General features: G+C 39.2%; 26 protein-coding genes. 15 read left to right on the plus strand and 11 right to left on the minus strand.

All coding sequences use genetic code 11. From position 1 onward, the window contains the following. Positions 1-50 precede the first annotated feature (50 nt). The 3 genes from ACEXOE_RS05435 (at position 51) to ACEXOE_RS05445 (ending at position 3001) form a co-directional block, all read left to right on the plus strand. Entirely contained in the window at positions 51-485 is a 435-nt protein-coding gene (locus ACEXOE_RS05435; RefSeq protein WP_394747721.1) for a MarR family winged helix-turn-helix transcriptional regulator, read from the plus strand. A 37-nt stretch (positions 486-522) separates the two neighbouring features. Further along, a complete protein-coding gene (locus tag ACEXOE_RS05440) occupies positions 523-1854 on the plus strand; it encodes a S41 family peptidase (protein WP_394747722.1) in 1332 nt (443 codons plus the stop codon). A gap of 154 nt (positions 1855-2008) precedes the next feature. Further along, the gene (locus ACEXOE_RS05445) at positions 2009-3001 is read left to right on the plus strand and encodes a phosphotransferase (protein WP_394747723.1); all 993 of its coding nucleotides are present in this window, start codon (positions 2009-2011) and stop codon (positions 2999-3001) included. A 37-nt stretch (positions 3002-3038) separates the two neighbouring features. Here the strand turns inward: ACEXOE_RS05445 and ACEXOE_RS05450 are convergent, their stop codons facing one another. Then, the gene (locus ACEXOE_RS05450) at positions 3039-3449 is read right to left on the minus strand and encodes a DUF2141 domain-containing protein (RefSeq protein WP_394747724.1); all 411 of its coding nucleotides are present in this window, start codon (positions 3447-3449) and stop codon (positions 3039-3041) included. Positions 3450-3549: 100 nt separating this feature from the next. After that, positions 3550-3972, minus strand: a complete 423-nt coding sequence (locus ACEXOE_RS05455; protein WP_394747725.1) for a hypothetical protein — start codon at positions 3970-3972, stop codon at positions 3550-3552. 179 nt (positions 3973-4151) lie between these two features. On the opposite strand from ACEXOE_RS05455, the gene ACEXOE_RS05460 reads away from it, so the two are divergent. The 5 genes from ACEXOE_RS05460 (at position 4152) to ACEXOE_RS05480 (ending at position 8297) form a co-directional block, all read left to right on the plus strand. Then, positions 4152-4568 carry a DUF6559 family protein gene (locus tag ACEXOE_RS05460; RefSeq protein WP_394747726.1) on the plus strand — a complete coding sequence of 139 codons (417 nt, stop codon included), beginning with the start codon at positions 4152-4154 and terminating at the stop codon, positions 4566-4568. 11 nt (positions 4569-4579) lie between these two features. Next, the gene (locus tag ACEXOE_RS05465) at positions 4580-5149 is read left to right on the plus strand and encodes a hypothetical protein (RefSeq protein ID WP_394747727.1); all 570 of its coding nucleotides are present in this window, start codon (positions 4580-4582) and stop codon (positions 5147-5149) included. A 111-nt stretch (positions 5150-5260) separates the two neighbouring features. Beyond that, positions 5261-6319, plus strand: a complete 1059-nt coding sequence (locus tag ACEXOE_RS05470; protein ID WP_394747728.1) for a branched-chain amino acid aminotransferase — start codon at positions 5261-5263, stop codon at positions 6317-6319. Between the two features lie 6 nt (positions 6320-6325). Beyond that, positions 6326-6673, plus strand: a complete 348-nt coding sequence (locus ACEXOE_RS05475; protein ID WP_394747729.1) for an SdpI family protein — start codon at positions 6326-6328, stop codon at positions 6671-6673. 811 nt (positions 6674-7484) lie between these two features. Further along, positions 7485-8297, plus strand: a complete 813-nt coding sequence (locus ACEXOE_RS05480) for a hypothetical protein (protein ID WP_394747730.1) — start codon at positions 7485-7487, stop codon at positions 8295-8297. A gap of 3 nt (positions 8298-8300) precedes the next feature. On the opposite strand, the gene ACEXOE_RS05485 is transcribed toward ACEXOE_RS05480, so the two are convergent. Continuing rightward, a complete protein-coding gene (locus ACEXOE_RS05485; RefSeq protein WP_394747731.1) occupies positions 8301-10064 on the minus strand; it encodes a helix-turn-helix domain-containing protein in 1764 nt (587 codons plus the stop codon). 921 nt (positions 10065-10985) lie between these two features. Here ACEXOE_RS05485 and ACEXOE_RS05490 point away from each other — a divergent pair. The 4 genes from ACEXOE_RS05490 to ACEXOE_RS05505 all read left to right on the plus strand — a co-directional run bounded on the left by ACEXOE_RS05490 (position 10986) and on the right by ACEXOE_RS05505 (position 13898). Next, positions 10986-11684, plus strand: a complete 699-nt coding sequence (locus ACEXOE_RS05490; RefSeq protein WP_394747732.1) for a helix-turn-helix transcriptional regulator — start codon at positions 10986-10988, stop codon at positions 11682-11684. A 68-nt stretch (positions 11685-11752) separates the two neighbouring features. Further along, the gene (locus ACEXOE_RS05495) at positions 11753-12211 is read left to right on the plus strand and encodes a GyrI-like domain-containing protein (protein ID WP_394747733.1); all 459 of its coding nucleotides are present in this window, start codon (positions 11753-11755) and stop codon (positions 12209-12211) included. Positions 12212-12314: 103 nt separating this feature from the next. Then, positions 12315-12662 carry a YciI family protein gene (locus tag ACEXOE_RS05500; protein WP_394747734.1) on the plus strand — a complete coding sequence of 116 codons (348 nt, stop codon included), beginning with the start codon at positions 12315-12317 and terminating at the stop codon, positions 12660-12662. Next, positions 12663-13898 carry an RNA polymerase sigma factor gene (locus tag ACEXOE_RS05505; RefSeq protein ID WP_394747735.1) on the plus strand — a complete coding sequence of 412 codons (1236 nt, stop codon included), beginning with the start codon at positions 12663-12665 and terminating at the stop codon, positions 13896-13898. 118 nt (positions 13899-14016) lie between these two features. Here ACEXOE_RS05505 and ACEXOE_RS05510 read toward each other — a convergent pair whose 3' ends face one another. The 3 genes from ACEXOE_RS05510 to ACEXOE_RS05520 all read right to left on the minus strand — a co-directional run bounded on the left by ACEXOE_RS05510 (position 14017) and on the right by ACEXOE_RS05520 (position 16658). Then, the gene (locus ACEXOE_RS05510) at positions 14017-15291 is read right to left on the minus strand and encodes a S41 family peptidase (protein ID WP_394747736.1); all 1275 of its coding nucleotides are present in this window, start codon (positions 15289-15291) and stop codon (positions 14017-14019) included. Between the two features lie 89 nt (positions 15292-15380). After that, positions 15381-16178 carry a LytTR family DNA-binding domain-containing protein gene (locus tag ACEXOE_RS05515; protein WP_394747737.1) on the minus strand — a complete coding sequence of 266 codons (798 nt, stop codon included), beginning with the start codon at positions 16176-16178 and terminating at the stop codon, positions 15381-15383. A 45-nt stretch (positions 16179-16223) separates the two neighbouring features. Next, positions 16224-16658: a hypothetical protein gene (locus tag ACEXOE_RS05520; RefSeq protein ID WP_394747738.1), complete on the minus strand. Its 435-nt coding sequence runs from the start codon at positions 16656-16658 to the stop codon at positions 16224-16226. A 138-nt stretch (positions 16659-16796) separates the two neighbouring features. Between ACEXOE_RS05520 and ACEXOE_RS05525 the strand changes: the two genes are divergently transcribed. Further along, a complete protein-coding gene (locus tag ACEXOE_RS05525) occupies positions 16797-17504 on the plus strand; it encodes a hypothetical protein (protein ID WP_394747739.1) in 708 nt (235 codons plus the stop codon). 17 nt (positions 17505-17521) lie between these two features. Here the strand turns inward: ACEXOE_RS05525 and ACEXOE_RS05530 are convergent, their stop codons facing one another. From ACEXOE_RS05530 to ACEXOE_RS05550, 5 genes are all read right to left on the minus strand, one after another. After that, positions 17522-18682, minus strand: a complete 1161-nt coding sequence (locus tag ACEXOE_RS05530; protein ID WP_394747740.1) for a metal ABC transporter permease — start codon at positions 18680-18682, stop codon at positions 17522-17524. Next, positions 18675-19802, minus strand: coding sequence for a metal ABC transporter permease (locus tag ACEXOE_RS05535; RefSeq protein ID WP_394747741.1), 1128 nt, complete (start codon positions 19800-19802; stop codon positions 18675-18677). The genes ACEXOE_RS05530 and ACEXOE_RS05535 overlap by 8 nt, the downstream gene beginning before the upstream one ends. A gap of 162 nt (positions 19803-19964) precedes the next feature. Beyond that, entirely contained in the window at positions 19965-20702 is a 738-nt protein-coding gene (locus ACEXOE_RS05540; protein WP_394747742.1) for a metal ABC transporter ATP-binding protein, read from the minus strand. A gap of 6 nt (positions 20703-20708) precedes the next feature. Beyond that, a complete protein-coding gene (locus ACEXOE_RS05545) occupies positions 20709-21623 on the minus strand; it encodes a metal ABC transporter solute-binding protein, Zn/Mn family (RefSeq protein WP_394747743.1) in 915 nt (304 codons plus the stop codon). 77 nt (positions 21624-21700) lie between these two features. Beyond that, complete coding sequence (locus ACEXOE_RS05550) at positions 21701-22363, minus strand: metal-dependent transcriptional regulator (protein WP_394747744.1); 663 nt, start codon at positions 22361-22363, stop codon at positions 21701-21703. Positions 22364-22536: 173 nt separating this feature from the next. On the opposite strand from ACEXOE_RS05550, the gene ACEXOE_RS05555 reads away from it, so the two are divergent. Together ACEXOE_RS05555 and ACEXOE_RS05560 are read left to right on the plus strand one after the other, a co-directional pair. Further along, positions 22537-23700, plus strand: a complete 1164-nt coding sequence (locus ACEXOE_RS05555; RefSeq protein WP_394747745.1) for a lycopene cyclase family protein — start codon at positions 22537-22539, stop codon at positions 23698-23700. A gap of 43 nt (positions 23701-23743) precedes the next feature. Next, positions 23744-25963 (plus strand): M1 family metallopeptidase, encoded by a 2220-nt coding sequence (locus tag ACEXOE_RS05560; protein WP_394747746.1) that lies wholly within the window; start codon positions 23744-23746, stop codon positions 25961-25963. Positions 25964-26046 lie beyond the last annotated feature (83 nt).

The following is a 26046-nucleotide window of genomic DNA, read 5'->3' on the forward strand; positions in this document are numbered from 1 at the left end:
AATTGTAAATAATTGATATATCAATTATTATTGTATCAAATATATAAAAAATGCTAAATCCCTTACCTTCTGAAACCATTTTTCATCGTATTGAAAGAACCATAAAAGAATACAGGAGGTTTTCGCAAAAACGGCTTTCCGCAGCGGTTTCCGATATCACTATTGATCAAGGGATGATCCTGGCTTTTCTGGATAAGCATCCGGAAATGACACAAAAAGAAATAGCCATGCTAGCCTTTAAGGACAATGCGTCCATGACGCGTATGCTGAATCTTATGGTAGAAAAGCAATATTTAAAACGCTCCATAAATATGGAGAACCGAAGACGCTATCACATTGAGATTACTCCTAAAGGAAGGCAAGTGTTGGAAACTTTAACCCCCATTGTTCTAGACAACCGCAAAAAATCTCTCGAAGGAGTAAGCCGGGAAGAACTGATTCAGCTGGAGAAAATTCTTAAAAAAATCACTGCAAATTGCACCTAATACATTTCATTATCATCAATCATTAAACGAAATCAACATGAAAACAATCACCTCATCAATTCTTATTATTTTCTCGCTGCTTCTCGGATCTACAGCGGCTATATTTGCGCAGGACAGTAAGCGTTTAACAGCAACTCAAGTCCACACGGCCATTGATTCCATTGGCAGTATTTTAGCGTCGAATTACATATTTCCGGAAACCGCCGATCAAATGGTCGCAAAAATGAAGAAAGGACTTCAAACAAATTCATATTCCACCATTGAAGATCCCCAAAAACTTGCGCAAAAACTAACGGAAGAGCTACAAGCCATAAGTCACGATAAACACCTTCGCGTACTTTACGATCCTGCCAGGGTTGCCGAAGAACAACAGGTTCACACGGCAGCTGATAGTGCTGCTTTTATAGCACGCAGACTGGCCCGTATGAAACACGAAAACTTTGGCTTCAAAGAGGTAAAAATACTGGATGGGAATATTGGATATTTGGATTTAAGAGCCTTCATGGATCCACAATATGCTGGAGAAACTGCCGTAGCGGCCATGAATCTTTTAAGTAATACCGATGCCATTATCATAGATCTTCGACAAAATGGCGGTGGATCTCCAAAGATGATCCAATTAATAACAAGCTATTTGTATGATGCAGAACCTGTACACCTCAACAATTTTTATTGGAGACCAACGGACACCCATACACAAACTTGGACACTTCCCCACATCAGTGGAAAGCGGAATCCAAAGGCCGCAGTATACGTCTTGACCAGTAGACGTACCTTTTCTGCAGCCGAAGAGTTTTCATATAACCTAAAAAACTTGGAACGCGCTACTTTAATAGGTGAAACTACGGGAGGTGGTGCCCATCCCGGAGGTGTGGTTAACGCTGCCGAGGGTTTTAGGGTCTGGGTTCCTTCAGGTAGGGCCATAAACCCCATCACCAATACCAATTGGGAAGGAACCGGCGTTGCTCCCCACATTGCCGTTAAGGCCGATCAGGCATTGCAGATGGCCCAACTAAAAGCCTTGGAGGCCCTATCCGAAAAAGCTAAAGATCCTCAATTAAAATTTAGTTATGATTGGAGTTTAAGTGGCCAACGCGCTCTACTCAACCCTATTCCGCTTTCACAGAAAGTGCTAAAATCATATACCGGTATTTATGGAGAACGTAAGGTTTCTCTTGAAAATGGGGCCTTGTACTATCAACGGGGTTCTGGAACAAAACACCTGCTCCAACCCATGACAAAAGACAAATTCATGGTAGAGGGCGTGCCTTATTTTAGAGTCCAATTTTTGTCCAAAAAAAACAAGGTTAGCGCAATAAAAGGGCTTTATGACAATGGAAGAACCGATGAAGACTTAAAAACAAAATAACCAACACTAAACTAGAACCATTAAAAGGGGTCCGCACATCGGATTCCTTTTTTTGTATGCGATCTATATGGTTTAGAATTGCATTTTGAGAAAGATGTACTTGTTCCCATTAAAATTGAATATTATTGTAATCTATTTCTAAACCTATGTTGCCATGAGTGTTCTTCCGGTTAGCTCGTCTACGCTTTCTGCTACACATTTGACTATTTTTCTACAAAAAAAATACGCCTTAAGCGGGGCAACCACCTGTGCACTATTGCGTACCGGCATGAATGATTTGTATAAAGTAACAGATGGTTCGGCCAAATTTGTTTTTAGAGTGTATACCAGAGATTGGCGCACAAAAACTGAAATTCTCGAAGAATTACGTCTTTTGATCCATCTAAAAGAAAACAAAATCCCGGTCTCCTATCCCATTGAAGCTATTCAAGGTTATTTTATACAGGAGCTTAAAGCTCCAGAAGGTCTGCGTTATGCAGTGCTCTTTTCTTTTGCGGAAGGAGAAAAGATTCCACATTTTACAGTACAAGCCAGTTATCATGCAGGTAAGGTCATGGGCAGTATGCATCATATGATCAGAAACTTTTCTTTAAAACGCGTGAACTACGATAGGGAGACCCTCTTTGTACAATCTTTGAAACGCATAAAGACGGTTTTCAAAACTCCTTCCCCCTCTCTCGTATTTATAGAAAGAATGGGCGTATATTTAACTTCCTGGCATTCCACAATTCCAAAGGACAGCATCCCAACGGGAGCTATTCATTTTGATATTTGGTTTGACAATATGCACTTTACTCCAGATGACGGACTTGTTCTTTTTGATTTCGATTTCTGTGGAAATGGTTGGTTGTCCTATGATGTATCTTACTTCTTGTACCAATTGTTCCATACCCATCCAGAGGTGACGGATTACGAACAAAAAGCTTCTGCCTTCCTAAAGGGATATGGAGAACACCATCAACTGTCTAACGAAGAGATGGCACTACTCCCAAAAGCATGTTTATCGATGATGTTATTTTATATTGGGGTACAATGTTATCGCTTTGATTGGTCCAATATTTTTCTTAATGACCATCATTTGCAACGCATGTGTGGAATCATGAAAAAATGGATGCGCTATCACAAAATTGTTTTACCAGAAAACTGATCAATTAGAAAACCGATACGGGAAGGAGGGGTAAAGATTACTTAATTTTAATAGTAATTTCGGCATCTGCATCTATCTTCATGGCACATTCTTTAAAACGCGGGGGGCCAAAAGTCTTCATTTTAGCTTTAGAAAAGCCAATGGCTTCCTTTGGAATTCCCAGCCAATTGGTATCTAGTTCATCATTGGCGTTCTTATCATGAAAAACAGCTAGCGCATATTCCCCATCAGGCAAATCGTCGATGACCACATTTGTAATTCCTTTTTGTGCCGAAGCGCTTGTTCCCTTAAATACTTGATCAAACTTTAAAAAACCTTCAGAAGTATCGTACACGGCCACACTAATTTTACCATCGGAGGTCTTTACTCCGGAAACATTGACGGATAGGGTATTTTGAGCCAGTGCAAAGCACGGAAGAAGCAAAAACAGGACACAAAATCTTTTCATTGACGACATTGTTTTACTAGTACAATTAACTCATTTTTTATGCCAAAAGTATATTTTCTATCCATTTTTTTTCAGAAATGTCTCCTACCATTTGTGGACACTATTTTGCTTTCCCTTCCACTACTTGGGAAAAGGTTTTATACAAAGTTGCCGTATCTGTAGAATCGGCATAATTAAAAAAGAGATAGAGGGAGTCTTGATACTGAATTTTTATTTTATGCTGGGCCAGATTATCAACATACACATAGGTTTTCACCTGTGTTAGGGAATCCTTGAAAACCCCTTTTTCCTTAGCCATCGCCGAAAACCCATTAATGCGTTCCATACTGGGAATCTTCTCTACCATGGTCACACTGTTGATTTCACTTAAGGGGATTTTCTTATAATAGACTCCTGACAACACCTTAAAATGACCTTCTTCGATTCTCGTCCAATTTTTATAATGCGCCAGGAACGCCAAAAGTACCGTAATCAAGGTCAGCACAATTAAAGTATTCCAAAACCAATGTCGTTTCTTTTTCATGCTCAAGGTTTATCATTCACTTTATCCCTGTCATAGGATGCTTTCTGATAAAACAGCCTATCTCAATTCCTAAACTTAGGAAAAAGATGGGATTTGAACAAAAAGAAACATCGTCTGTAGAAATTTGCCTATAGCTAAATCTTTAAATAGTATATTCGTAGGACCAAACCAACAAAGCTATGTCAATAACTTGCCCTCCTGCTCCCCCGAACAAAAAGGAATATATCGCAGATATTGGAAAAACGTTGGTGGCCGAATATGGAAAGAAAAAGTATTACAAACCCGCAGAAGTAGAGAGTGTTGCACAAAAAAGTAAAGCCAACACTGACCCAACAAGTGATTATGCTTGCTGGGCCATGTGCGTGTTTTCTTCCCTTGAAGATTTTACCGCCCATCACCACGAGTTGGGGGAAAGCTGCAACTATGAGGCGATGAAAACCGAAATGTTGCATGGATTATCCCAGTCCCCAACGACATCTTGGATGGACATTCCCGATTTGGACCTTGATACGTCATGGTTAGATTTTGGAGAAGTTTTTGAAGGGGTTTTTGAAGGCCTGGGAAGTTTTATTGAGGAGATCTTTACCAATGTTTAATTCGAAATTCGATGAGCATAGCATCCTTACAGTATTGGAAAAAAGATAGTTATAATACAATCAAAGCCATTTCTGGCTTTCTTTGCCTTCTTTTTTGTTTTTCGGCTTGTGCGCCCCATCGGAAAATCAACAGATTGGCTTCTAAAATTAATTGCGACAGCAATTTTGAATTTACTTTGGACCCTTCCAGCAAAGCTGTCCGGGTCACCTATACCGGAGAGCATTATGGGTATTCGGAATATCCCAATTATGATATCACCATGAGGGCTTCGATCGAAGATTTGGCCAAAGACAATCCCCAATTGAAAATTGCATATACTGATGCACTTGGGTTTCCATCGGATAGTATTGTGAAGGTAAATGTCAAAATCGTAAAAATTTTATGGCATTTTAAGGATTCTTCCGCTTCGATGGAAGTGGATCTGGTTTATGAATTACCAGATAGAAAAATCCATCTGGTGGGGAATAACAAAGTATTCGTAGCGGGAACCAAGAAAGGAAACCTCTTTAAGGCACTTAAACATGGTAACTATCAGTTCTTGGCCAGTTATTGCTCTGATTCCCCTGCCATTCCTTTTTAGTTCTTTTGAAGGAGGCATGACGAGTGCGTTAAAATGGTCTTGGATCTCCCCTAAACAGAAAATCTCGCTTATCTTTAAATCAAATTACAAGACACATTTATTATCAGAAATATGAATATCACGATTACGCATACCGAGAATAGTAAACTTCCCGCTATTGATTTTGAAAATATCCCTTTTGGAAAATATACTTCAGACCATATGTTTGTCATGGATTACGCTGATGGGGAATGGAATAATTTCCGTATCATTCCCTATCAGGGCTTCACCTTAGATCCCCAATCCAAGGCCCTACAATATTGTCAATGTATTTTTGAAGGAATGAAGGCGACCAAGGGAGCAGATGGCATTCCCAAATTGTTACGTCCAGATTTGAATATTGAACGTTTCAACCTTTCTGCAGAACGCATGTGTATGCCTGCTGTCCCAGAAAACCTCTTTTTACAGGCCCTAAAAACCTTGATTCATTTGGATAGGGATTGGATTCCAACCGCAGAAGGTAGTGCCTTATATGTAAGACCTACTATGTTTGCTTCTGAAAGCGCTTTATCTGTTGTTCCCTCTAGCACCTATACCTTCTATATTTACACAGCCCCGGTACAACCTTATTTTTCAAAACCGGTGCGATTGATTACGGAACAAAAACTGATTCGTGCCGTCCCCGGAGGAACAGGGGAAGCCAAAACAGGAGGGAATTATGCCGGCTCTTTAATGGCCAGTGAATTGGCCAAAAAAAAAGGATTCGATCAAATTATTTGGTTGGAAGGGCCAGATTTTGTCAAAGTGCAGGAAGCCGGGATGATGAATCTCTTCTTTGTAATCGGTGATACGGTAGTAACCCCAAAATTATCCGGAGCAGTATTGAAAGGAACCACAAGGCGTTATTTTCTAGATCTTTTAAAAGAAAAAAATATCAAGGTCGAAGTCCGGGATATTTATATAGATGAAGTGGTACAAGCCTACAAAGAGGGAAATTTAAAGGAGGCTTTTGGATCAGGCACCGCGGCGGTAGTTTCCCATATCTCGGAAATTACCCATGGAACCACCACAATGACCTTAGCCGATACGCTTGAAAGCGGCATTGCAAAAATGCTGTATACTGAAATCAATGGCTTGCGATCAGGACGTATTGTAGATGACAAGGGTTGGTTGGTTCCAGTAACATCGTAGTAAGAAATGAATTTTGAAAATCCTTTATTCCTTATTCCCATCCTTACAGGCCCCATAATGTTCGTAGCCGGTTGGATCTTAAAAAAATATCCGCCTAAAAAAATCAATGAATTTTACGGCTATCGTACAAAAAACTCCAAGAAAAACCAGGAACGTTGGGATTTTGCGCAGCAGTATTCCGCCAAAGAAATGATGTTCCAAGGAGCTATGGTCAGCCTAAGTTGTATTTTGGGTGTTTTTATGGAGCCCAGGGCTGGTATTGGGGTCGTTATAGGGTTGGGAATTATGATTTTTGCCTTTATCATCCTAATGCTACGTACAGAAAGGGCAATCAAAACCAGGTTCAAGGACTGAAATAGCACTGTTCCCTAGCGCATATCTGGATAATAGAAGCTATTTTCCTAAATTCTGAAACAAAGGTACCTGTGAAAACAATAAGAAACCAATGGGAATAGATGGGATTTCCAAAAGCGATTATTCCTTGGGTAGGGAATATTGCATTTTAAGACAATAGTATGATGCCCTATCTAATTTTAATGAATCCCGAAAAGTATCCCTTTACGGGATTCATTGAACAAGAGTCAAGTCACTGTATTGACTCGCAACGCACTACTGAACCAAGCAAAAACCTGCTTGCCTAGGCGCATGATAACATTTCACTGTAGGATCACCAGTTAGTTGAAAACAGTCTGCATCTGTGAAACATCGCGGACGTCCTCCGCCATGAATAACTTGTTGTTCCTTTTTATTCAAAATTTTAGAACCTGTTAAATTAATTATCGTTTTAACCATCATGTATTAAAATTAAAATTTGTATTGTTCCAATCCATTAAGAGCCACTTGGAAACTATGGCTTTTCTTGCAAGAAATACTCCTTTTATGAGTATGGTAAAAAATGGATATCCACGTTTAAAACTAATATGAAGGTAAAATGCTTTAGTAACAGAAAAAAATAACCTCTTTTCAATTTTATAAATTTGAGGATATTAACAGCTACTATCCCAGCGAATTGCAATCATTATTTAATCATTGCAGTTAATTAAAAATCAATTATTTATAGGGGTTTTTTAATCTGTAAATTTATAAATACGAGGTATTCTTCTTTTAAAAACCCAATGATTTAGAGGTATATTCAGTATTCATTATTCATCTAAATCACATCCTTATGAAAAGAATACCCCGCTTATCCCCGCTGTTTTTTGTTGCTTCATTATTCTTTTTCAAAGTTCAAGGTCAAAATGAAATAAATCCAATTATAACAGCGGAAAACAAAATTATTGTACAGGTCACCATTGATAAAAAGGAATCTCAGGGTCCTTTGGAACATACAATTTCCATCGTTCAATTTCCCAAAGTACTTCAGGACAATGCCCCTATACCCTTTGAGGTACGTTATCAAAATAAGAGTTCAGAAGTTTTTTATCTTCACATAGTGCATACGGGACCTACCATCTCTACCATTTCAATGGTAAGAGGTGCAACAACACCTATTCCAATTAGACCGGATGGCCCTGAAAATAGCCCTCATACGACATTTAAAGATCAACTCCCTCAAGAAACGTCAAAATATTCTTTTGGGGAAGGGGATCATAAAATAACGTTCGCTCTAAAGTCTACCCATGAGATTACTTCTCCATCTTTATCCCAGAAACAAACAGACTTCTCAATTTCCCTTTCATCAGAAGAAAAAATACATGCTCATGACAGAGATAGCATCTCCATCTTCCCTAATCCGTTTATCAATAAGGTTGTTTTTGACTTTAACGCGTCAAGCATTTCCATAAAAGATGCAACAACTCCATTCCATCTGACCATATACGATGAAAATGGTGCTCTCATTGATCAAATGGAGAAAAAACTTCAAAAGGATTCAAAATTTGAATACCATTTCAATGCTCCTGTCAAAGGAAGGTTCTACTATGTGATCACATCAAATACAGGACAAAAAGTAGATTCTGGAATACTTATAAAGAACTAAATTCTATTCTTTTGAAGCGGTCGTTTTTTCCATTTTTTTAATATAAAAAGAAGGTTTAAGGCCTGTGTACTTTTTAAAAGCATTGGTAAAGGTATTTGTGCTCTTATACCCTAATTCCTTTGCAATTGCATCTATAGTATAATTCCTGTATTTGGAATTTTCCTTAATCTGTTCCAAGACATAATAAATGCGCATTTCATTGATATATTCATTAAAAGATTTTTGCATATGACCATTGATGATCTTGGAAAGATAGGTGGTATTGGTCTTTAATTTTTTTGAGGTACTATGCAACGTACAATCTTTGCTTATATAAAAGTGAGCGTGCTCTAATTTTTGCAATTTTTCCAGAATTACTTTTGCTTTTTCATCCGCAATTTTTAGCGAGGGATAATTCTTTTTTGGGATATGTACCTCATTTTCCATTTTTAGTGCCAATACATCAAACTTTCTCTTGTTCAGCTTTGCATTCCGCAGATATATGATCACGATGATAAGCAGTAACACTACCAATATCCCAAGCAGTTTTAAGGTAAATTTTAGATTGTCTCCAATAATTTCATTTTTGGAAGACAGTATCTTATTTTCTTTGGATAGCGCTCTATTTTCCAATACCCTGGTTGTAACATCGTTCTCATGAATGGCATCAGAAACTTCTCTTCTCCGCCTGCTATACTCATTTTCCTTTTCCAAATCTCCAAGTTCTTTGGAAAGCAGAACAGCCAAGTCGTACATTTCCAGCAATTTGGGGGGATACTCGTCTGAGGAAAGATGATCAAATCCTTTCTCCAAAATTTCAAGAGCGTTCAGCGGTTTATTTAATTTCCATTCCGCTTCGGCTTGAAAAAAAATATTTTGAAAATATACATTGGAGGTATTCTTCGTTTCTAAAAGAAATGCCTCCGATTTTCTTAAATAAAAAATCGCTCTTTCATGGTCTCCGAGATTAATATGTGTTTTTCCGAGATTGGTATAGATGGATGCTTCCAATATTTCTTTTTCGTACATCTCGCGAGACTCCATAAAGGATAGTGCTTTGTTGAAAGTCAAAAGAGCTTTATTGCTTTCTTCAAGGCCCCGTAAACAGATGCCCAACCTATTCAAGGAACTCGCATACGTTCTGTTGTATTGCGCTATTATTGCACTATTCTCATATTGCGATTTGTATTTTTGTTCCTCTAAGCGTTCTAAAATATCCTGATATATAGGCTTTCCCCCGCTATAATCTTTCAAGCGGATTTTTATGTTCCCAATATATAATCTTGACCGGATTTCACTGACGAGAAAACCATTTTCTCGTGCCAATCGGGCACTTTCCAAAAAACACTCCAAAGCATCAGGATACTTTCCCAGTTCGTCCAATGCCGATCCTTTTAGCTGTAAGGCACGTATGACTCGATTTGGATTTTTTGTTTTTCGCGCAGCAATCAATGCCGAATGGGCATAGTTAAAGGATGTAGAATAATCGGATCTATAATAAAAATAACAATGGCTTAGATAGAAATTGGCAATATATTTAATTTGTTCATTATCCTGTATTTCCCCTCTTTTCAAGTACTCATGGCTATAGGCAACTAGAACATCTTTTCTTACTTTATCATAATAATATCGCAAAGAATCATTTACTTCTTTTTCGGGCGCAGAGGATATAAAGTCTATTTGATTCTTGGTTAAGGCTATATGTTCTTGGGAAAAACCTCTAAGGGATAATACCAAAAACAAAAGAAGGTGCAATCCCAAATTACCGTATCCTTTTTTATTCACCATATATCAAAACATCTTTTTGATTTAAATATCTATATAGCATGGTTCTTTTAGGTTATAAAACTATTCATGATCAAAAAACCATCTCTAAAGGCTATTCTTGCTATAATCCTATCTCTTTTTACTTCGATAACAACAGCTAGTTTTTTAAAATTATATACATCCTCTATTTTATAAATTTGAGTTTTTTTTCTTTTTGCTGTACTCCTTTTAACTATAGTTTAGCAATAAATATATTCTTTTAAGCTCAAAGTCAGTAAGACTTTATGGCTGTTTTATATAATGAATTTCTTAAATCCATGGTGGACATATAAACTTGAATGTCCTTAAATAATTCGAGGTCTATTAATTATAAAAATCTAAAATTATGTTGAAAAAACTCTCATCGCTCAAAAATGTCACACGGATCAGCAAACAACAACAAATGCACATCAATGGAGGCCTAGGAGGATCTTGTTTTGCATTTTGTGAGACTAATAATGATTGTACAAGCAATTGTGGATCTCACTTTTCATGTGACAAATGGTTAGGAATCTGCGTATCCTAATCCCTTACTGGAGAAAAGTCGACTTAGAAGTCGGCTTTTCTTTTAAATTTTTATTCAGGGGCGCTCCCCTATACAAAATATGGTTTTGATGATGATATTATTCCCGCTTGGATAAAAGATGCCAAGGGCAACCGCTAGTTTAAAACAATTGAGGGAATTCTACCGGATGTATCCCAATATTAGAATCATCCTTGGGCATGAAGAATAATCCTAGATGAAAAATTTTTAGGAAAAATGGCGCATTTAGTTTTTTTTGAAGGGTTGTTGTACATTTAAAACAGATTTTAAATCCTTATGTCCATTTTTCTATGCGTACTAGGCCAGAGAAATGCAATGACAAGGACCACAACTAAATTTCCAGATATCCTAAAAATGCCATGGAGCCCAATGAAAAACCACGAATCTCACGACTTACTGCGATTATTACGCAGTTGCAGTCCAACACCTTGGTCACCGCCAAAATGCTTGCTGATAAACATCAAGTTAGTGTGCGTACCATTTATAGGGACATCCGAACCTTAGAACGATCTGGCGTACCCATAGTCACTGAGGAAGGAAGGGGATATTCCTTAATGGACGGGTACCATTTACCCCCCATTATGCTTTCTGAAAATGAAGCCAACGCCTTAATCACAGCAGAACAGTTGGTTCTCAAAAACAAGGATGCTTCCTTTGTAAAATATTACTCGGAGGCCATACAAAAAATAAAAGCCACCTTGCGAAAACCCCAAAAAGAAAAATCAAACCTCCTTGCCCAGCGCATCTATGTCCTGGATAATTATAATTATCAACGCACCAGTGATTATTTAATGTTATTGCAATCGGCCATTACCAATTTTGAAGTGTTGGATATTGAATACCATTCCCTACAGCAACAGCAAACTTCCCGCAGTATTGAACCTTTTGCCCTATACAGTTCCCAGGAAAAGTGGTTGTTGATTGCATTTTGCAGACTTCGCACAGCTTTTCGCGTATTTAGAATCGATCATATTGCAAAGATAAAAAGAACCCATACCCATTTTGAATCGCACAATATGACCTTGGAAGAGTATTACAAACGCTATATACACGAATAAAAATCCCACCCCTGACACACCCTTGTCATTGCCATGAAATATTTTTGTAAAAACTAAAAATAAACCTCATGGAAAACACTAAAAAAGAAGCTTTGACATTAGTCGGTATTACTGTACGAACCACAAATCAAAATCAAAAGGCAATGAAGGACATTCCTGAACTCTGGAAGCAATTCATGGAAGAAAAAATCGGAGATAAAGTGCCCAACAAGGTAGATAACACTATGTATGCGCTATATACAGATTATGAAGGCGATCATATGCAACCCTACACCATGCTTTTGGGCTACCAGGTTGAAAATTTGGACAATGTAGATGAAGCCTTAACAGTTAAAATGGTTCCTGAAGCCAATTACGCTAAATTTACGGCCAAAGGCGATCTCACCAAAGAAGCCGTGTACGATGCCTGGGTCAATATTTGGAATACGGATTTAAATAGGGCCTATACGCACGATTTGGAGATTTATGGAGAAAAAGCTGTGAATCCCACGGATGGAGAAGCAGAAATTCTAATTGCCATTGCCTAAAAAGTAGAAAAGCTGGGGATATTTTTTAATTTTAGAGAAAAAGTGTCCCCTATCAGTACCATACAGACGTCTTAGTAGTATAAACAATATAAAATACATACTTATGAAAGAATTTATGATGATTTTTCTAGGAGCAGATTACACCGATTTAGGGCTTTCCCCCGAAGAACTTCAAAATCGTATGGAAAAATGGTTTGCCTGGGGCAACAAAATGGAACAAGCGGGTATCCTAAGAGGTGGAAATGCCCTTACTCCAGCTATTCGGCGTATCGTAGGTGAAAACAGAACAGTGACCGATCTTACTTCAGCCGAACTCAAGGAAATAGTAGGAGGTTATTATCTGGTTGAAGCAAAGGATTTCGATGCCGTTCAGGAAGTAGCACAGGATTTCCCGGATTACGATTTGGGAGGAACCGTTGAAATTCGTGAAATAATGGTATTCGACAAATAAATGGAATCCAAACTCATAGACCATCTTTTCCGTCACCATAATGGAAAGATGGTCTCTGTATTAACCCGTATCTTTGGTTTGGAACATCTTGATATTATTGAAGATGCCATTCAGGATACTTTTATCAAGGCCAGTCTTTCCTGGCGTCATCAACAACCCGATCATCCTGAAGCCTGGTTAACCCAAGCTTCAAAAAATAGGGTTCTTGATATTTTTAGAAGATTAAAAACAGAAAAAAAATACCTTCCCCAATTAACGAATGGTCCTCAGGCCATTGCCTTAAACGATTTCTTTCTGGATACGGAAATAGAAGATGCGCAATTGCGCATGATCTTCACCGTATGTCATCCAAGTTTAGACCCAAGAGATCGTATCTCCTTTGCTTTAAAAACAATATCGGGCTTTAGCATTAAAGAAATTGCCACAGCTCTTTTAATGAAGGAGGAAACGGTAAAAAAACGCTTGGCACGTGCCCGTAAAACCATTCAAAAGTCGCGTTTAAAATTTCATATCCCCCAAGGGAAAGCGCTTCCAAAACGACTGGAAAGCGTGATGGAAGTACTCTATCTTATTTTTAACGAAGGGTTTCATTCCAATAAGAAAGAAAAATTGATCCAAAAAGAATTATGTGGCGAAGCCATGCGTTTGTGCCAAATGCTATTGAAAAACGAATATACCCGATCTCCTGCCAGCTATGCCCTTTTTGCCTTAATGTGCTTTCATTCCTCCCGTTTGGATGCCAAGACGAATGCAGAAAATGAATTGTTGGACCTAAAACACCAAGATCGGAGCTTATGGCATTTTCCCTTAATTTCTTTAGGTAATACCATGATGAACAAAGCAGTAGAAGAAGGCATGTTTTCCTGTTACCATTACGAGGCGGCCATTGCTGCAGAACACCTTAAAGCGCCTACTTTTGAACATACGGATTGGGATAAGATCCTACACTGGTATAGCTGCCTTCATTCCTTGCAACCCATGCCTTCCCATGTCCTGACCATGGCCGTTGTATGCCTACAATATGGCAAATATGCCGCAGCAAAAAATTATCTTGAAAAAATTAAAGCGGAAGATTTTGCGCAACGCGCTTATCTATATCATGCCGCTTGGGGTGATTTTTACGTTTGTACAAACCATCCCCTCAAAGCCATCTCTTCTTTTGATCAGGCTTTGGCTTTGGTCACCAACACTTTAGAAAAGGAATATTTACAGAAAAAGAGAGCGGCTTTGGTCTAAACCTAAGGGTAAACCAAAAGGGAAGTCGCTTGACTTCCCTAATAGACATCAAAACCATGGTATCATCCGTCATATATGATATTGGTCCCGATAGTGCCATATAATGTTCTTCCCATTCCTATTTTTTAGTTTCAATGTACTCTTTTACTTGGGTCAGCCAGCTTTTTTCGTAATCAAGAAATACATCCGGAGTCAGGCCAACCGATTCCAGTTCCAGGTATTTTGCATGTTTTTTGGATGTCAATTGCGCAATGAAGGCCGCTGAAGGCAATGTATAGGTACTATTTTTTATTTCATAGGCTACAACTCCTCTGCTTTGATCTCCCAGAACGACAGCTTTCGCCATCTTCCGTAATTTAAAGGCAAACTGTTCGGCATTGCTCCCTGTTCTCTGATTGATCAGCACAAATATGCTATTCGTCTTGCTATATTTCTTCAATATTTTGAAGACAATATTGGAATTTCGATCCCCGCCACCTCCATTATCCCGTAGGTCTACTACTAGATTTGGTTTTTGCAGTGTACCCTTTAAAAGGGCATAGAATGCCTCAGCATCGGAAAGCACAGGATAAAAAGAATCAAAATCCCCCAGTTTTAAATAGGTGATGTCCGGCGACAAGGCTTCCCTTTTATAGATCAATTTAGGATATGGGGCCACGGAAAAATTGGATTTTGAAAGATCTTTCTGAAATCGCATGGTCAAAAATAGTCCTTCCTGAATGCGTTCTGCATAAGTAATCAAACGCTTTGTGGTAATTCCTCCACCTATGGCCCTTAAATTGTTCTGACCATAGGGAATAAGGCTATTGAACAATTCCCCAGGCTCCCATAAAGGGGTTTTGGAAGAAAGTACAAGGCTATTGAACGCCCCTCTACTTTTATCCCAATACACGCCTATTTTTAAATAATCTTTCCGGTAGTAAATGCCTTCTTTGCTTTCAAAGGGTTTTGTTTTCAATACCGTTTCCAAGCTATCCAAATCCATGCTTAATCTAGGTAAAACCCGATAGGCCTTAGATCTCTTAAATTTCATAAACCCGATACTATCCTTAAGCAATTGGGTGCTCATCCCATTCTTCTTTCCATATACCTGCATATGGTTGTCTTTTAAAGACAGAACGAGTTTGTTTAAAAGAAAATAGCACTCAAAAGGCGATTTTATTGCTTGTAATTCCCCTTGCAATGCCCTATAGCTAGCTGTATAGGAAGTTTCTTTTTCTGTTTGATGTCTATACGCTGGTGTCTTTTTCAATTTCTGATGAAGAAACTCAAAATCGGCCCTGCAATTGCACTCACTTTCCTGAGCGTTTAGATGTAGTCCTCCTATACAAAGAAAAATACCTATCAATACCTTTAAATGAGTATTGAACTGCTGTAAAATTGATGATTTCATGACGGTTTGTTTTACATAATTATAGAAACAAACCTAAAACAGTAAAGCTTAGGAATCCCCTATTTATAGGGTCTTGTGGTGAAATAGCCTTAGTTTGTGGTAGAATTTAGCATCGTTTTCAAGCTTGGGGCATAAGTTTTGGATACTGGGACGAAAATATTATGATTCAACTGTATCATCGTTTTTCCCTTATCCATTTTCCATTGTACAAAATGATAAGGATTGATCAGATAAGAGCGATGCGTTCTACATAAAGTATCCAAGTCCTTTTCCACACTGGACAATCGATTCCGAATCAATTGTTTTTTTACTTCAGCGCCAACGATATAGGAAACTTCAATATAATTATCATCTGCTTTAATACAGATAATATCGTGTAAGGCCAAGGCAAGGCCTTCATAATTTCCCTCCCCATTAATTTTCACTTTGAGGTCCTCTTGTTTTTTTTCGTAGTATTTTCCCATCCCCCAGCGGCCTATGATAATTATGGGCAACATTACGGCAATGGCGGGAAGGTATATGGCCGATAAATAGTAATACAACGTATATGGATTAGGTTCATTGGGTACAATAATATAACGGTAAACGCCTCTTGAAAGGAGAAATCCCCCCAGAACGAATACGATAAAAAAGAGCAGTTCATCCCGGAGAAACCACTGCTCTTTTTCCTTCCGATAGAGTATCCGTTGAAAGGGCAGCATGCACAAATAGGCAATTGCACCGGTTAATCCATAGAGCGGTAGGTAAATCAACTTCTCCTGATCTCCAAATTCGTCAACATCCAGCGGTTCGGTAAAATATAGGAACCCAAATATCCATAGGGCCAAGCCCAATGCCAATAGTATATGAGCCTTAAATACAGGCTGAAAAGGGAATCTTAGGTTCAAAAGAAAGCTTTTCCTAAAAATACTAGCTCCGGCACAAAAAAACTATTATCCCAACCATTCTTTTTTAACAATGCGCTTGCTATAGAAGAAAAAGAAAAGTCCCAAAGCTACCACTATGGCAGGAAATACAATTCCCATTCCCGGTTCCAGTACTTCCGCAGATTTCTGTACGACCCACCCATAGCCCATTTGCACAATAATGGCCAAAAGGGAAATTAAAAAAAGGGGTATTTGAAGCTTTCGCCGCATCAACATACAGATCGAGGCCAGAACACCTCCAATGGTGGCGATACCATAGACCACCGGTCCCCACGCGGGAGCACTTTCCCGAAGATTTCGATCTGCTTCGGGCATCGCAGCCAAAATTTCTTCCGTAATCAAAAAATTATCAAAAATGAAGAAAAATACACCGATGAGATTCCATAAAAGCGCAATTATGGCAATGACCCAATATAGGGTATTTGGTTTGGAGGTATTCATAACGGTCTTGTTTTTAGGTTACTAAGCCTATAAGGTACAATTTTTTCCTTAAAAAATTATTTACAATACCTCCTCCTTTCACTAGGTAATTGGGCACAATTCTTGATTTCTAAAATGGAATAAGGCCATAACTTGATCATGAAAAAAAATCTAGTCTATAACGCCATGCTCCTTCTTTTAGGACTGTACGTTCACCAAAATGTTTTTTCGCAATCTGTTGATCGGTTTATTGATCATACCATAAAAGTGGACACTTTAAATGTTCCCATGGATGCTAAACAATCTTATTTTCCCAAGGAATTGATCAAACCGGAAGTGAAAGACGGTACTCAAAAAAAGGATTCACTTGTTATTTTTGATTTCAATCATCGCTTCGAATTGCCTGTCAACTGGTATTCCAAAACCTTATTTGAGATGAAAGAACCGCTTTTGTTCAATCGTAAAACAATCAAGGAAATATATAGATTTACGTGGCTCCGTGCATTTCATGCCCCTATGAGTTTTCGGTTTGAAAAATGGAAAGATCGGTACGTCCTATATTGGAAAGTTCTAGGTAATGCCCCTGCGTATGAGCAAAGAAAACTTGTTATCAATAGTCTAAAGGTGGTCTCCAAAAAAGAATGGCAAACCTTTATTGCCTTAGTCGAAAAATCAAAATTTTGGAATATGGAATTGGGTAGCACACTATCTGGGAACGATGGGGCTGAATGGATCATGGAAGGCAATGATACCAAAAATTATCGCGTAGTGAGGGAATGGTCGCCCAGTAAAGGAGGTTTTTATGACGCCTGCAATTATCTTATTAGCTTGAGCGGTATGAAAATCAGGAAAGGGGAAAAATATTAAGTTTTAAATGAGATGAATCATCCTCTAAACAGGAAGAAGCGATCTTTCATCTCTTCAATGGCCGCACTTTTATTGGTAATGATATAATTGATGGCTTCTGCCGTAAAACTTTTCCCCTTTTCGGTCAAAGAAATGATATCTTTTTCAATAACGATCATATTGTTTTTCATAGCTAGGTCCAGCACCGATCTTGCCCGCACTTTTTGCCAATTGATATGCTCATTGAGGTGATTGACATGCCGTTCCGATTTTTCCTCATGATTTTGTAAATGCAGCAAGAAGGTCAACAGATGTACTTCTATTTGCTGTCTGCGTTGACGGTACAACACAGAAATCAGTCCTCTACTCGGCGCAAAAAGGTAAATCAATAAAAAGAGGACCCCAAGAATTGTAGTCATCGATCCAGCAATAGAGGCATCTAACCAATGGGCCACCCAATAGCCTACCAAAGCTCCTATTACACCGAACAATGTAGACAACCACAGCATTTTCTTCAAATCCGTAGTCAATAAATACGCCATAGCCGGAGGTGCGATCATTAAAGCGACCACCAAAATAGCCCCTACTGCATCAAAAGCTCCAACGGTCGTAATAGAGGCTACACTCATTAAACCATAATGCATTACTACTGGGGAAAAGCCTAAAGTAGCCGCTAGGCCCTTATCAAAAGTGCTTAGTTTTAATTCTTTAAAAAACGTAAGCAATAGTGCTATAGTACTTAAAAGAATGCTCCCAATGACCCAAAGGGATTTTGGACCAATATCCACTCCGCCTACTTCCAGGCGATCAAAGGGTGCAAAAGCCAATTCTCCCAAGAGTACGGCATCCACATCCAAATGTACATCATTGGCATTTTTGGCGATTAAGATGACACCAATGCTAAATAAGGCCGGAAAGACGAGTCCAATGGCCGTATCTTCTTTCACCAATCCCGTTTTTTGAATGAATTCTACCAAAAAAACGGTAATCAAACCTGTCACAGCTGCTAAAAGGATCAACCAAGGAGAATTTAGATCTTCTGTTAAAAAGAATCCAACAACAATGCCGGGAAGAATAGAGTGACTGATGGCATCACTGATCATGGCCATTTTCCGAAGTACCAGGAAGGTTCCTGGAATGGCACAAGCAATGGCAACAATGCAGGCGATCAATTGAATTTCTATCTGTGCGCTACTCATTACTTTCCTCCTGTTGGTTGTACAAATTGGCTGCCTTGTCATAACCTGCTTGGGTCATGGACCACATGGCTCCATTTACGATAATATATTCCCTACTCTCCAATCGCTTTAAAGATCTTTTGGTATAGCCTTGAAAATTGTTCAGGATCTTCACCGCATGGGGATGTGAGATATCTTCATGGTTTTTGGCAATCTCATGCATGAAGGCCAAAGTTTTAAAAAGTTGTAAGTCATTCCTGTTTTTCCAATAGCGAATTTCACGAAAAAGCAAGCCTCTTCCCGGGGAAAAAACAAAAGAAAAAATTACAAAAACCGCTGCTATCAAAACAATAACAGGGCCGGTGGACAAATTGTTGGAGCTGGCACTTATGGCCGTTCCCAGGACTCCCGAAAAGGCGCCGAATATGGCGGCTAAAAAAATCATGATGCCCAGGCTATTGGTCCATTGTCTTGCGGCGGCGGCGGGAGCCAATAACATGGCACTCATTAAAACCACACCTACGGTCTGTAGTCCTATCACAATAGCCAAAACAATAAAGGAGGTAATTAAAATATCCAAAAATCGCGTATTGAATCCCAGGGATTTTGTATAATCCACATCGAACAGTAACAATTTTAACTCTTTCCAAAACGTCAGTACGACCAGCAAACTGATTCCGGTTACCATACACATGAGCCATACATCACTTTCCACAAGTGTAGCAGCCTGCCCAAAAAGATATTTGTCGAGCCCTGCCTGATTGGCGTCTGGCATTTTTTGAATGAAGGTCAATAAGAGCATTCCAAAACCAAAGAATAGCGATAAAATCAATCCTAAGGCCGTATCCGATTTTAAATGGGTCTTTTTTACAATACCCCTGATCCAAAAGGTACCGATCAAACCACTGATCAGCGCCCCGATCAAAAGGGTATTACTGTTCTTTGCTCCGGTAATGAGAAAAGTAATGGCAATTCCTGGCAAAGCCGCATGTGAAATTGCATCGCCCAAGAGACTTTGTTTTCTAAGTACGGCAAAACTCCCCAGCATACCACAAACAGCCCCTAAAACTGCCGTCCCCAAAGTAATGGTCCTCAAGGTATAATCTGTAAAAAGAAGCTCTATGTATTCTGTTATGGTCATTCCTAATCGTTCCTTGTTCGTCTTTGGTCTTTAGTTTTCAGCTATTTTTGAAGCCCTGATCTTCCAGCGAAATACATTGTTGTTTTTTTTTATCCCTTCAATTCTTCAAAATTGAACTTCACTTTTTCCATGCTACTTGCTAAAAACCAAACGCTGATATCCTCATTTATTCACTGCAACCTTATAATTAATGCCATAGGTCTTGGTCAGGTTATCATCATTAAAAATATCCTTTACCGGACCTGTGGCAATTTTCTTCACGTTTAAAAACGTGACCCAATCAAAATACTCAGGCACCGTCTGTAAATCGTGGTGTACTACGATAACCGTTTTTCCCGCTTTCCGTAATTCTTTAAGAATGTTGATAATGGCCTTTTCAGTGGTAGCATCCACGCCTTGAAAGGGTTCGTCCATGAGATAAATACTGGCATTCTGCACCAATGCCCGAGCCAGAAATATTCGTTGTTGTTGTCCTCCACTCAATTGACTGATCTGTCTAGATTTAAATTCCAGCATCCCTACTTTTTCCAAGGCTTCCAAAGCAGCTTTCTTTTGTTTTTGCCCCGGACGTTTGATCCACCCCAAACTCCCGTAAGTGCCCATCATGACCACATCTAAAGCCGTAGTGGGAAAATCCCAATCTACACTCCCTTTTTGGGGCACATAAGCCACATGCCCGAGTTGCTCTTTATAGGGTTTTCCAAAAATCTTTACGCTCCCCGCTATAGGCTTGATAATATCTAGAATAGATTTGATCAAAGTAGATTTCCCAGCTCCATTGGGACCAACAATTGCCATAAGAATACTTTCCGGAACGGCCAGATCAATATCCCACAGTACCGGTTTATAGTTATACGCTACGGTGAGATCATCTATACTGATAGCAATATTTTTATCCATAATCCCTTATTTCAGTGCATTTACAATAGTCCTCACATTATATCGGAACATGCCCGTATATGTTCCTTCCGCAGTTCCTTGCGTACCCAAGGCGTCCGAAAATAAGGTCCCCCCTATAGCTACTTCATGCCCCTTGGATTGTACGGATGCCTGTAGCGCCTCAATGGTTCTTTTAGGAACCGAGCTTTCCACAAAAATGGCTTTAACATCTTTTTCTATAATAAATTTTGCCAATTCCTGAACATCCTGCACTCCAGCTTCCGTTGCCGTAGAAAGCCCTTGAAGGCCAACAACTTCAAATCCAAAGGCTTCCCCAAAATAATTAAAGGCATCATGAGCGGTCACCAAAATTCGTTTTTCAGCAGGTAATGTTTCAATAACGGCTTTTATTTCATCTTCCAATGCATTTAAAGATTCAAGATATTTTTTACTATTGCTTTCAAACAAAGCTGCATTTTTAGGGTCGGCTTCTTTTAATTGTGTGGTAGCATATTGTGTCATTTCTTTCCAAAAGTCAATATTGAACCATACGTGCGGGTCGTAATTGGAGGCAAAATATTCCGACCCTATCAATTTCCCTTCATCTATCGTACTTGCTACCGCCACGGTTTTGGCATTTCTACTTTCCATTTTTTCAAATACCTCAACCAACTTCCCTTCTAGATGGAGTCCGCTATAGAACACCATATCCGCATTGAACAATTTGCTCACGTCTCCTTCACTGGCCTTATATAAATGTGGATCCACGCCGCTCCCCATAAGTCCTTGTACACGAATGGCATCTCCGCCTATATTCTGTACCATATCAGTGAGCATCGTCGTTGTAGTCACTACATTTAATGTGGCATTTGCATCCTTTTTAGCATCTGTCTTACAACCGATCAGCACTATTGCCATTAGGGCAGGGATATAATTTTTCATGTATTTCAAATTCATGCTATCTTTTAATAATCACTTTATAAATAATAATTCCTGTACACATCCCATTTGGTTTTGACTTACTCGTCCTCCAATATTTTCAAATAGAGGTTGGACGCTATTTGATCGGATATATAGATTTCCCGGTTTTCAATAGCTATGGTCAAAGAGCCATCAAATTCTTCTTTTTCCAATACGGTAATGCGATCGCCCAAGGCTATTTTATGCTTATCCAAAAATTTCAAAAAAGGAGCCGAGGAATCTTTAACCCCAACACAAACTCCCTGTTTATGCAGCGGCACTGCACTTAAGATCATTTTTATGGTTTCTTTAAATTCCCCGTGTTTGGAGGGGATCGGATCTCCGTGGGGATCTACTTTGGGAAAGTTCAAATGCTTGTCCAATTTGTCCACCAATTTCTCACTCTTAATATGCTCCAATTGCTCGGCCACCTCATGCACCTCATCCCATGAAAAATCTAACTTCTCTACCAAAAAAACCTCCCATAAACGATGTTTTCGAATAATGGCGAGCGCATGGCTCCGTCCCAACTCCGTTAGGGTCACTCCTTGATATTTTTTATAATGCACCAAGGATTTCTCCGATAACTTTTTTATCATATCTGTGACCGACGAAGGTTTTGTCGCCATCTGTTCTGCAATGGCATTGGTAGCCACAGCTTTGTTCTGGTATTTTCCTAGATGGTATATGGCCTTGATATAATCTTCCTCTGAATGTGTCACACTAATTATTTGAACTGCAAAAATACAAATTTTCAAGGAACAAAATAATATTTTAGCCAAGCCTAAAAAATAAAACAATTTTGTTCCTTGTATTATTCATTATATTTGCTGGAATACTGATTTCCTGGCCCTCCCCAAAGCTATGATATCGCCCCTAATACTGGCAGTCTAACATGATTACGTACGATTATATTATTATTGGTGCCGGGGCTGCTGGATTGCTACTTGCCGATGCCCTGGGAAAAGATTCCTTCTTTAAAGAAACCTCTATTTTACTTTTAGATAAAGACCGAAAACGCACCAATGACCGTACTTGGTGTTTTTGGGAAAAGGGAGAAGGGGATTTTGACGAAATCTTGTATCGGCAGTGGGACAATATCCATTTCGCGGGGGAAAAGAGCAACATGAATCTTTCTATTGCACCCTACGGCTATAAAATGATCAGGGGCATAGATTTTTACGATGAATATTCCAAAAGAGTTCGGTCTCACCCAAACGTTTCGTATTTACAGGAGACCGTGCTGAACACCAAAGAGGTTTTAGGAGGTGTGGAAGTTCAGACTTCCAATACCCTATTTGTTGCAAAACGTGTTTTTAATAGCATTTTTGATTACAAACAACTCTTAAAACAACAGCAATATCCGGTGCTGCAACAGCATTTTATAGGGTGGCGCCTAAAAACAGGGCAGGAAATCTTTGATGACACTACGGCCACTTTTATGGATTTTTCCATTCCGCAAGACGGAAATACGCGCTTCATGTATGTGCTTCCTTTTTCTAAAACCGAAGCCATTGTGGAGTACACGCTTTTTTCTGAAGCGCTTTTAAGTACCGCAGAATATGAGGATGCTATTAAAGCCTACCTCCATGATAAGTTCCAATGTTCGGATTACGAGATTTTGGAAAAAGAGCAAGGCAGTATTCCTATGACTTGTTATGATTTTAGCACGCACAACACAGAACACACCTTCCATATTGGTACGGCTGGCGGATGGTCCAAACCCAGCACGGGCTATACCTTTATGAATACTTCTAAGAAAGTAAAGGCAATGGTACAACAACTCAAGGACGGGAAGCCTCTGAAATCATTGGTTAAAAGAAATCGTTTTTGGTATTATGACCTCTTATTATTGGATATTCTTCATCGCGATAATATCCAGGGAGGCGCAATTTTTGAAGCCTTGTTCAAAAATAGGACTCCACAACAGATTTTTCAATTTCTGGATGAAGAGACCCCACTTTCAAAGGACTTATGGGTTATTCTTGGAGCTCCCAAAATACCCTTCATAAAAGCGTTGTATAGACGATTGATTTCCGCTAACTTTGAAAGGAAATAATAGCATTGGATCACCCATTTTTTTATCAAGAAATTTTAACACTATGAAATCTGTTTTATCCTCTTTTTTTGTACTTCTACTTACTTTTTCCTTGCAAGCCCAAGAGCAAGCTTGGCAGGGCAAGTTTGAACCTATTGATCGTTTGATCAGTCCCCCAAGCCCGTATAGGACTGCCAGTGGCGCCCCGGGTAAAGCATATTGGCAGCAACGCACGGATTATGTGATAAAAGCAGAAATTGAGGAATCCAAAAATATCCTCCATGGAGAAGAAGTCATTACCTACTACAACAATTCCCCGGATGATCTTCCTTACCTCTGGGTGCAATTGGATCAAAATGTAAATCGAAAAGAGAACAAGGGGTTCAGTGAAATGGTAGGAACCATACGGGACTCTATGACCACACGTCAAATACAACAATTGACAAGAGCAGTGGATTTCCCTGCCGGTTATACCATTAAATATGTAAAAAATGCAGCAGGAAAAGATTTGCGCACTACCATAAACAATACGATGATGAAGGTACGTTTGGAGCAACCCTTACAATCGGGTGCCTCCCTAAAACTTTCAATTGCCTGGTCGTATCATATCACTGATCGTAGTCAATTTGTACTTTCCCGGGAAGGATATGAATATTTCCCTGCAGATGATAATACCATGTATCTTATTGCCCATTGGTTCCCAAGAATGGCTGTCTATAGCGATACAGAAGGTTGGCAAAACAAGCAATTTCAAAAGTTGGGTGAATTTGCTTTGGAATTTGGAGATTATGATGTAGAAATCAAGGTGCCTCAAGATCATGTTGTTGCTGCTACAGGAGCCCTTCAAAACGCAGATGCAGTACTTAGCAAAGAACAGCGCAAAAGAATGGCAGCAGCTCGGACTTCTTTTGATGAACCCGTAATCATCATTAGCCCGGAAGAGGCCATTGCCAATGAAAAAAAGAAAGCGCGCAAGACCAAAACCTGGAAGTTCAAGGCCAAAAACACTCGTGATTTCGCCTTTGCTTCTTCCCGAAAATTTATTTGGGATGCACAGGCCGTACAATTTTCCGATCATGTTACCATGGCCATGTCTTTTTACCCAAAAGAAGGTCTTCCCGTATGGCCCAAAGAATCTACCAAGGCCGTAGTCAATGCCCTGCAGGTGTATTCGGAGTCCACTTTTGAATACCCTTATCCTGTTGCCATTTCGGTAAACACTTCCAATATAGGAATGGAATTTCCCATGATTAGCTTCAATGGAGGTCGTCCTACCAATGGGAAAATGAGTCAACAAGCCATTGGAGGAATGGTACGCACCATTGTACACGAAGTGGGACATAACTGGTTTCCGATGATCGTAAGTTCGGACGAGCGCCAATGGATGTGGATGGATGAAGGTTTAAACACTTACTTAGATCAGAAAACCATGGCCGAACGCTATCCACAACATAATAGCATAACTCCTAAAGACATTGCTCCTTATATGAGTGGGGATAAAAATGTAATGCGTCCTATTATGACCTCTTCGGATAGTGAGAGCCTGAGTAGAATTGGAGCAAATTTCTATAATAAACCTACGGTAGGTTTACAAATGCTTCGCAATTCCATTATTGGTCCGGAGCTCTTTGATGAAGCCTTTAGGGAATATGCCAACCGATGGAAATACAAGCACCCCAACCCTGGAGATCTTTTCCGGACTTTAGAAGATGCCACCGCCACGGATCTCGATTGGTTTTGGAGAGGGTGGTTTTTTACCACGGATCAAGTAGACATGGAACTAAGCAATGTAAAATGGTTCAGGGTCTTGGAAAAAGAGAGCAATATAGAAAATCAAAAAAAGAAAGTTGCCCTTAAGGTAGCGGCTGAGAATGGAGCTACGGCCCAAGCCAAGGATTTCTCTGCCGGTCCGGAAGATATCACCATGATTACGGCAAGAGATCGGGATTATGGGCAATTCCTATCTCGTTTGGATGATGACAAAATCAGAGGGGAGCTTTCCGGAAAAAATATTTATGAATTGACCATCAAGAATGTCGGTGGCCTTGTCATGCCAGTAACTATTGAATGGAAGTACAAGGATGGAACTTCGGAAATTGAACGTTTGCCTGCTGAAATATGGCGATTGAACGAATATCAAATCAAAAAGACGTTCATTAAATCCAAAGAAGCAGTATCTATTGTTCTTGATCCAAATTTTGAATTTCCCGATGTTGATCTTGAAAACAACAGTTTCCCTAAAAAGGAGGGGATGTCTAAATTTGATCAAATGAAGAAGAACTAAATTTTTATTGGGATGTCTTTTCTAAAGCGTTGAAATTTATTCTGCTATTGACATAGTTACATCCTTTGGAGTTATAAAAATGC

The sequence above is a fragment of the Spongiimicrobium salis genome (genome assembly GCF_043678055.1).
Taxonomy (GTDB): Bacteria; Bacteroidota; Bacteroidia; order Flavobacteriales; family Flavobacteriaceae; genus Spongiimicrobium; species Spongiimicrobium salis.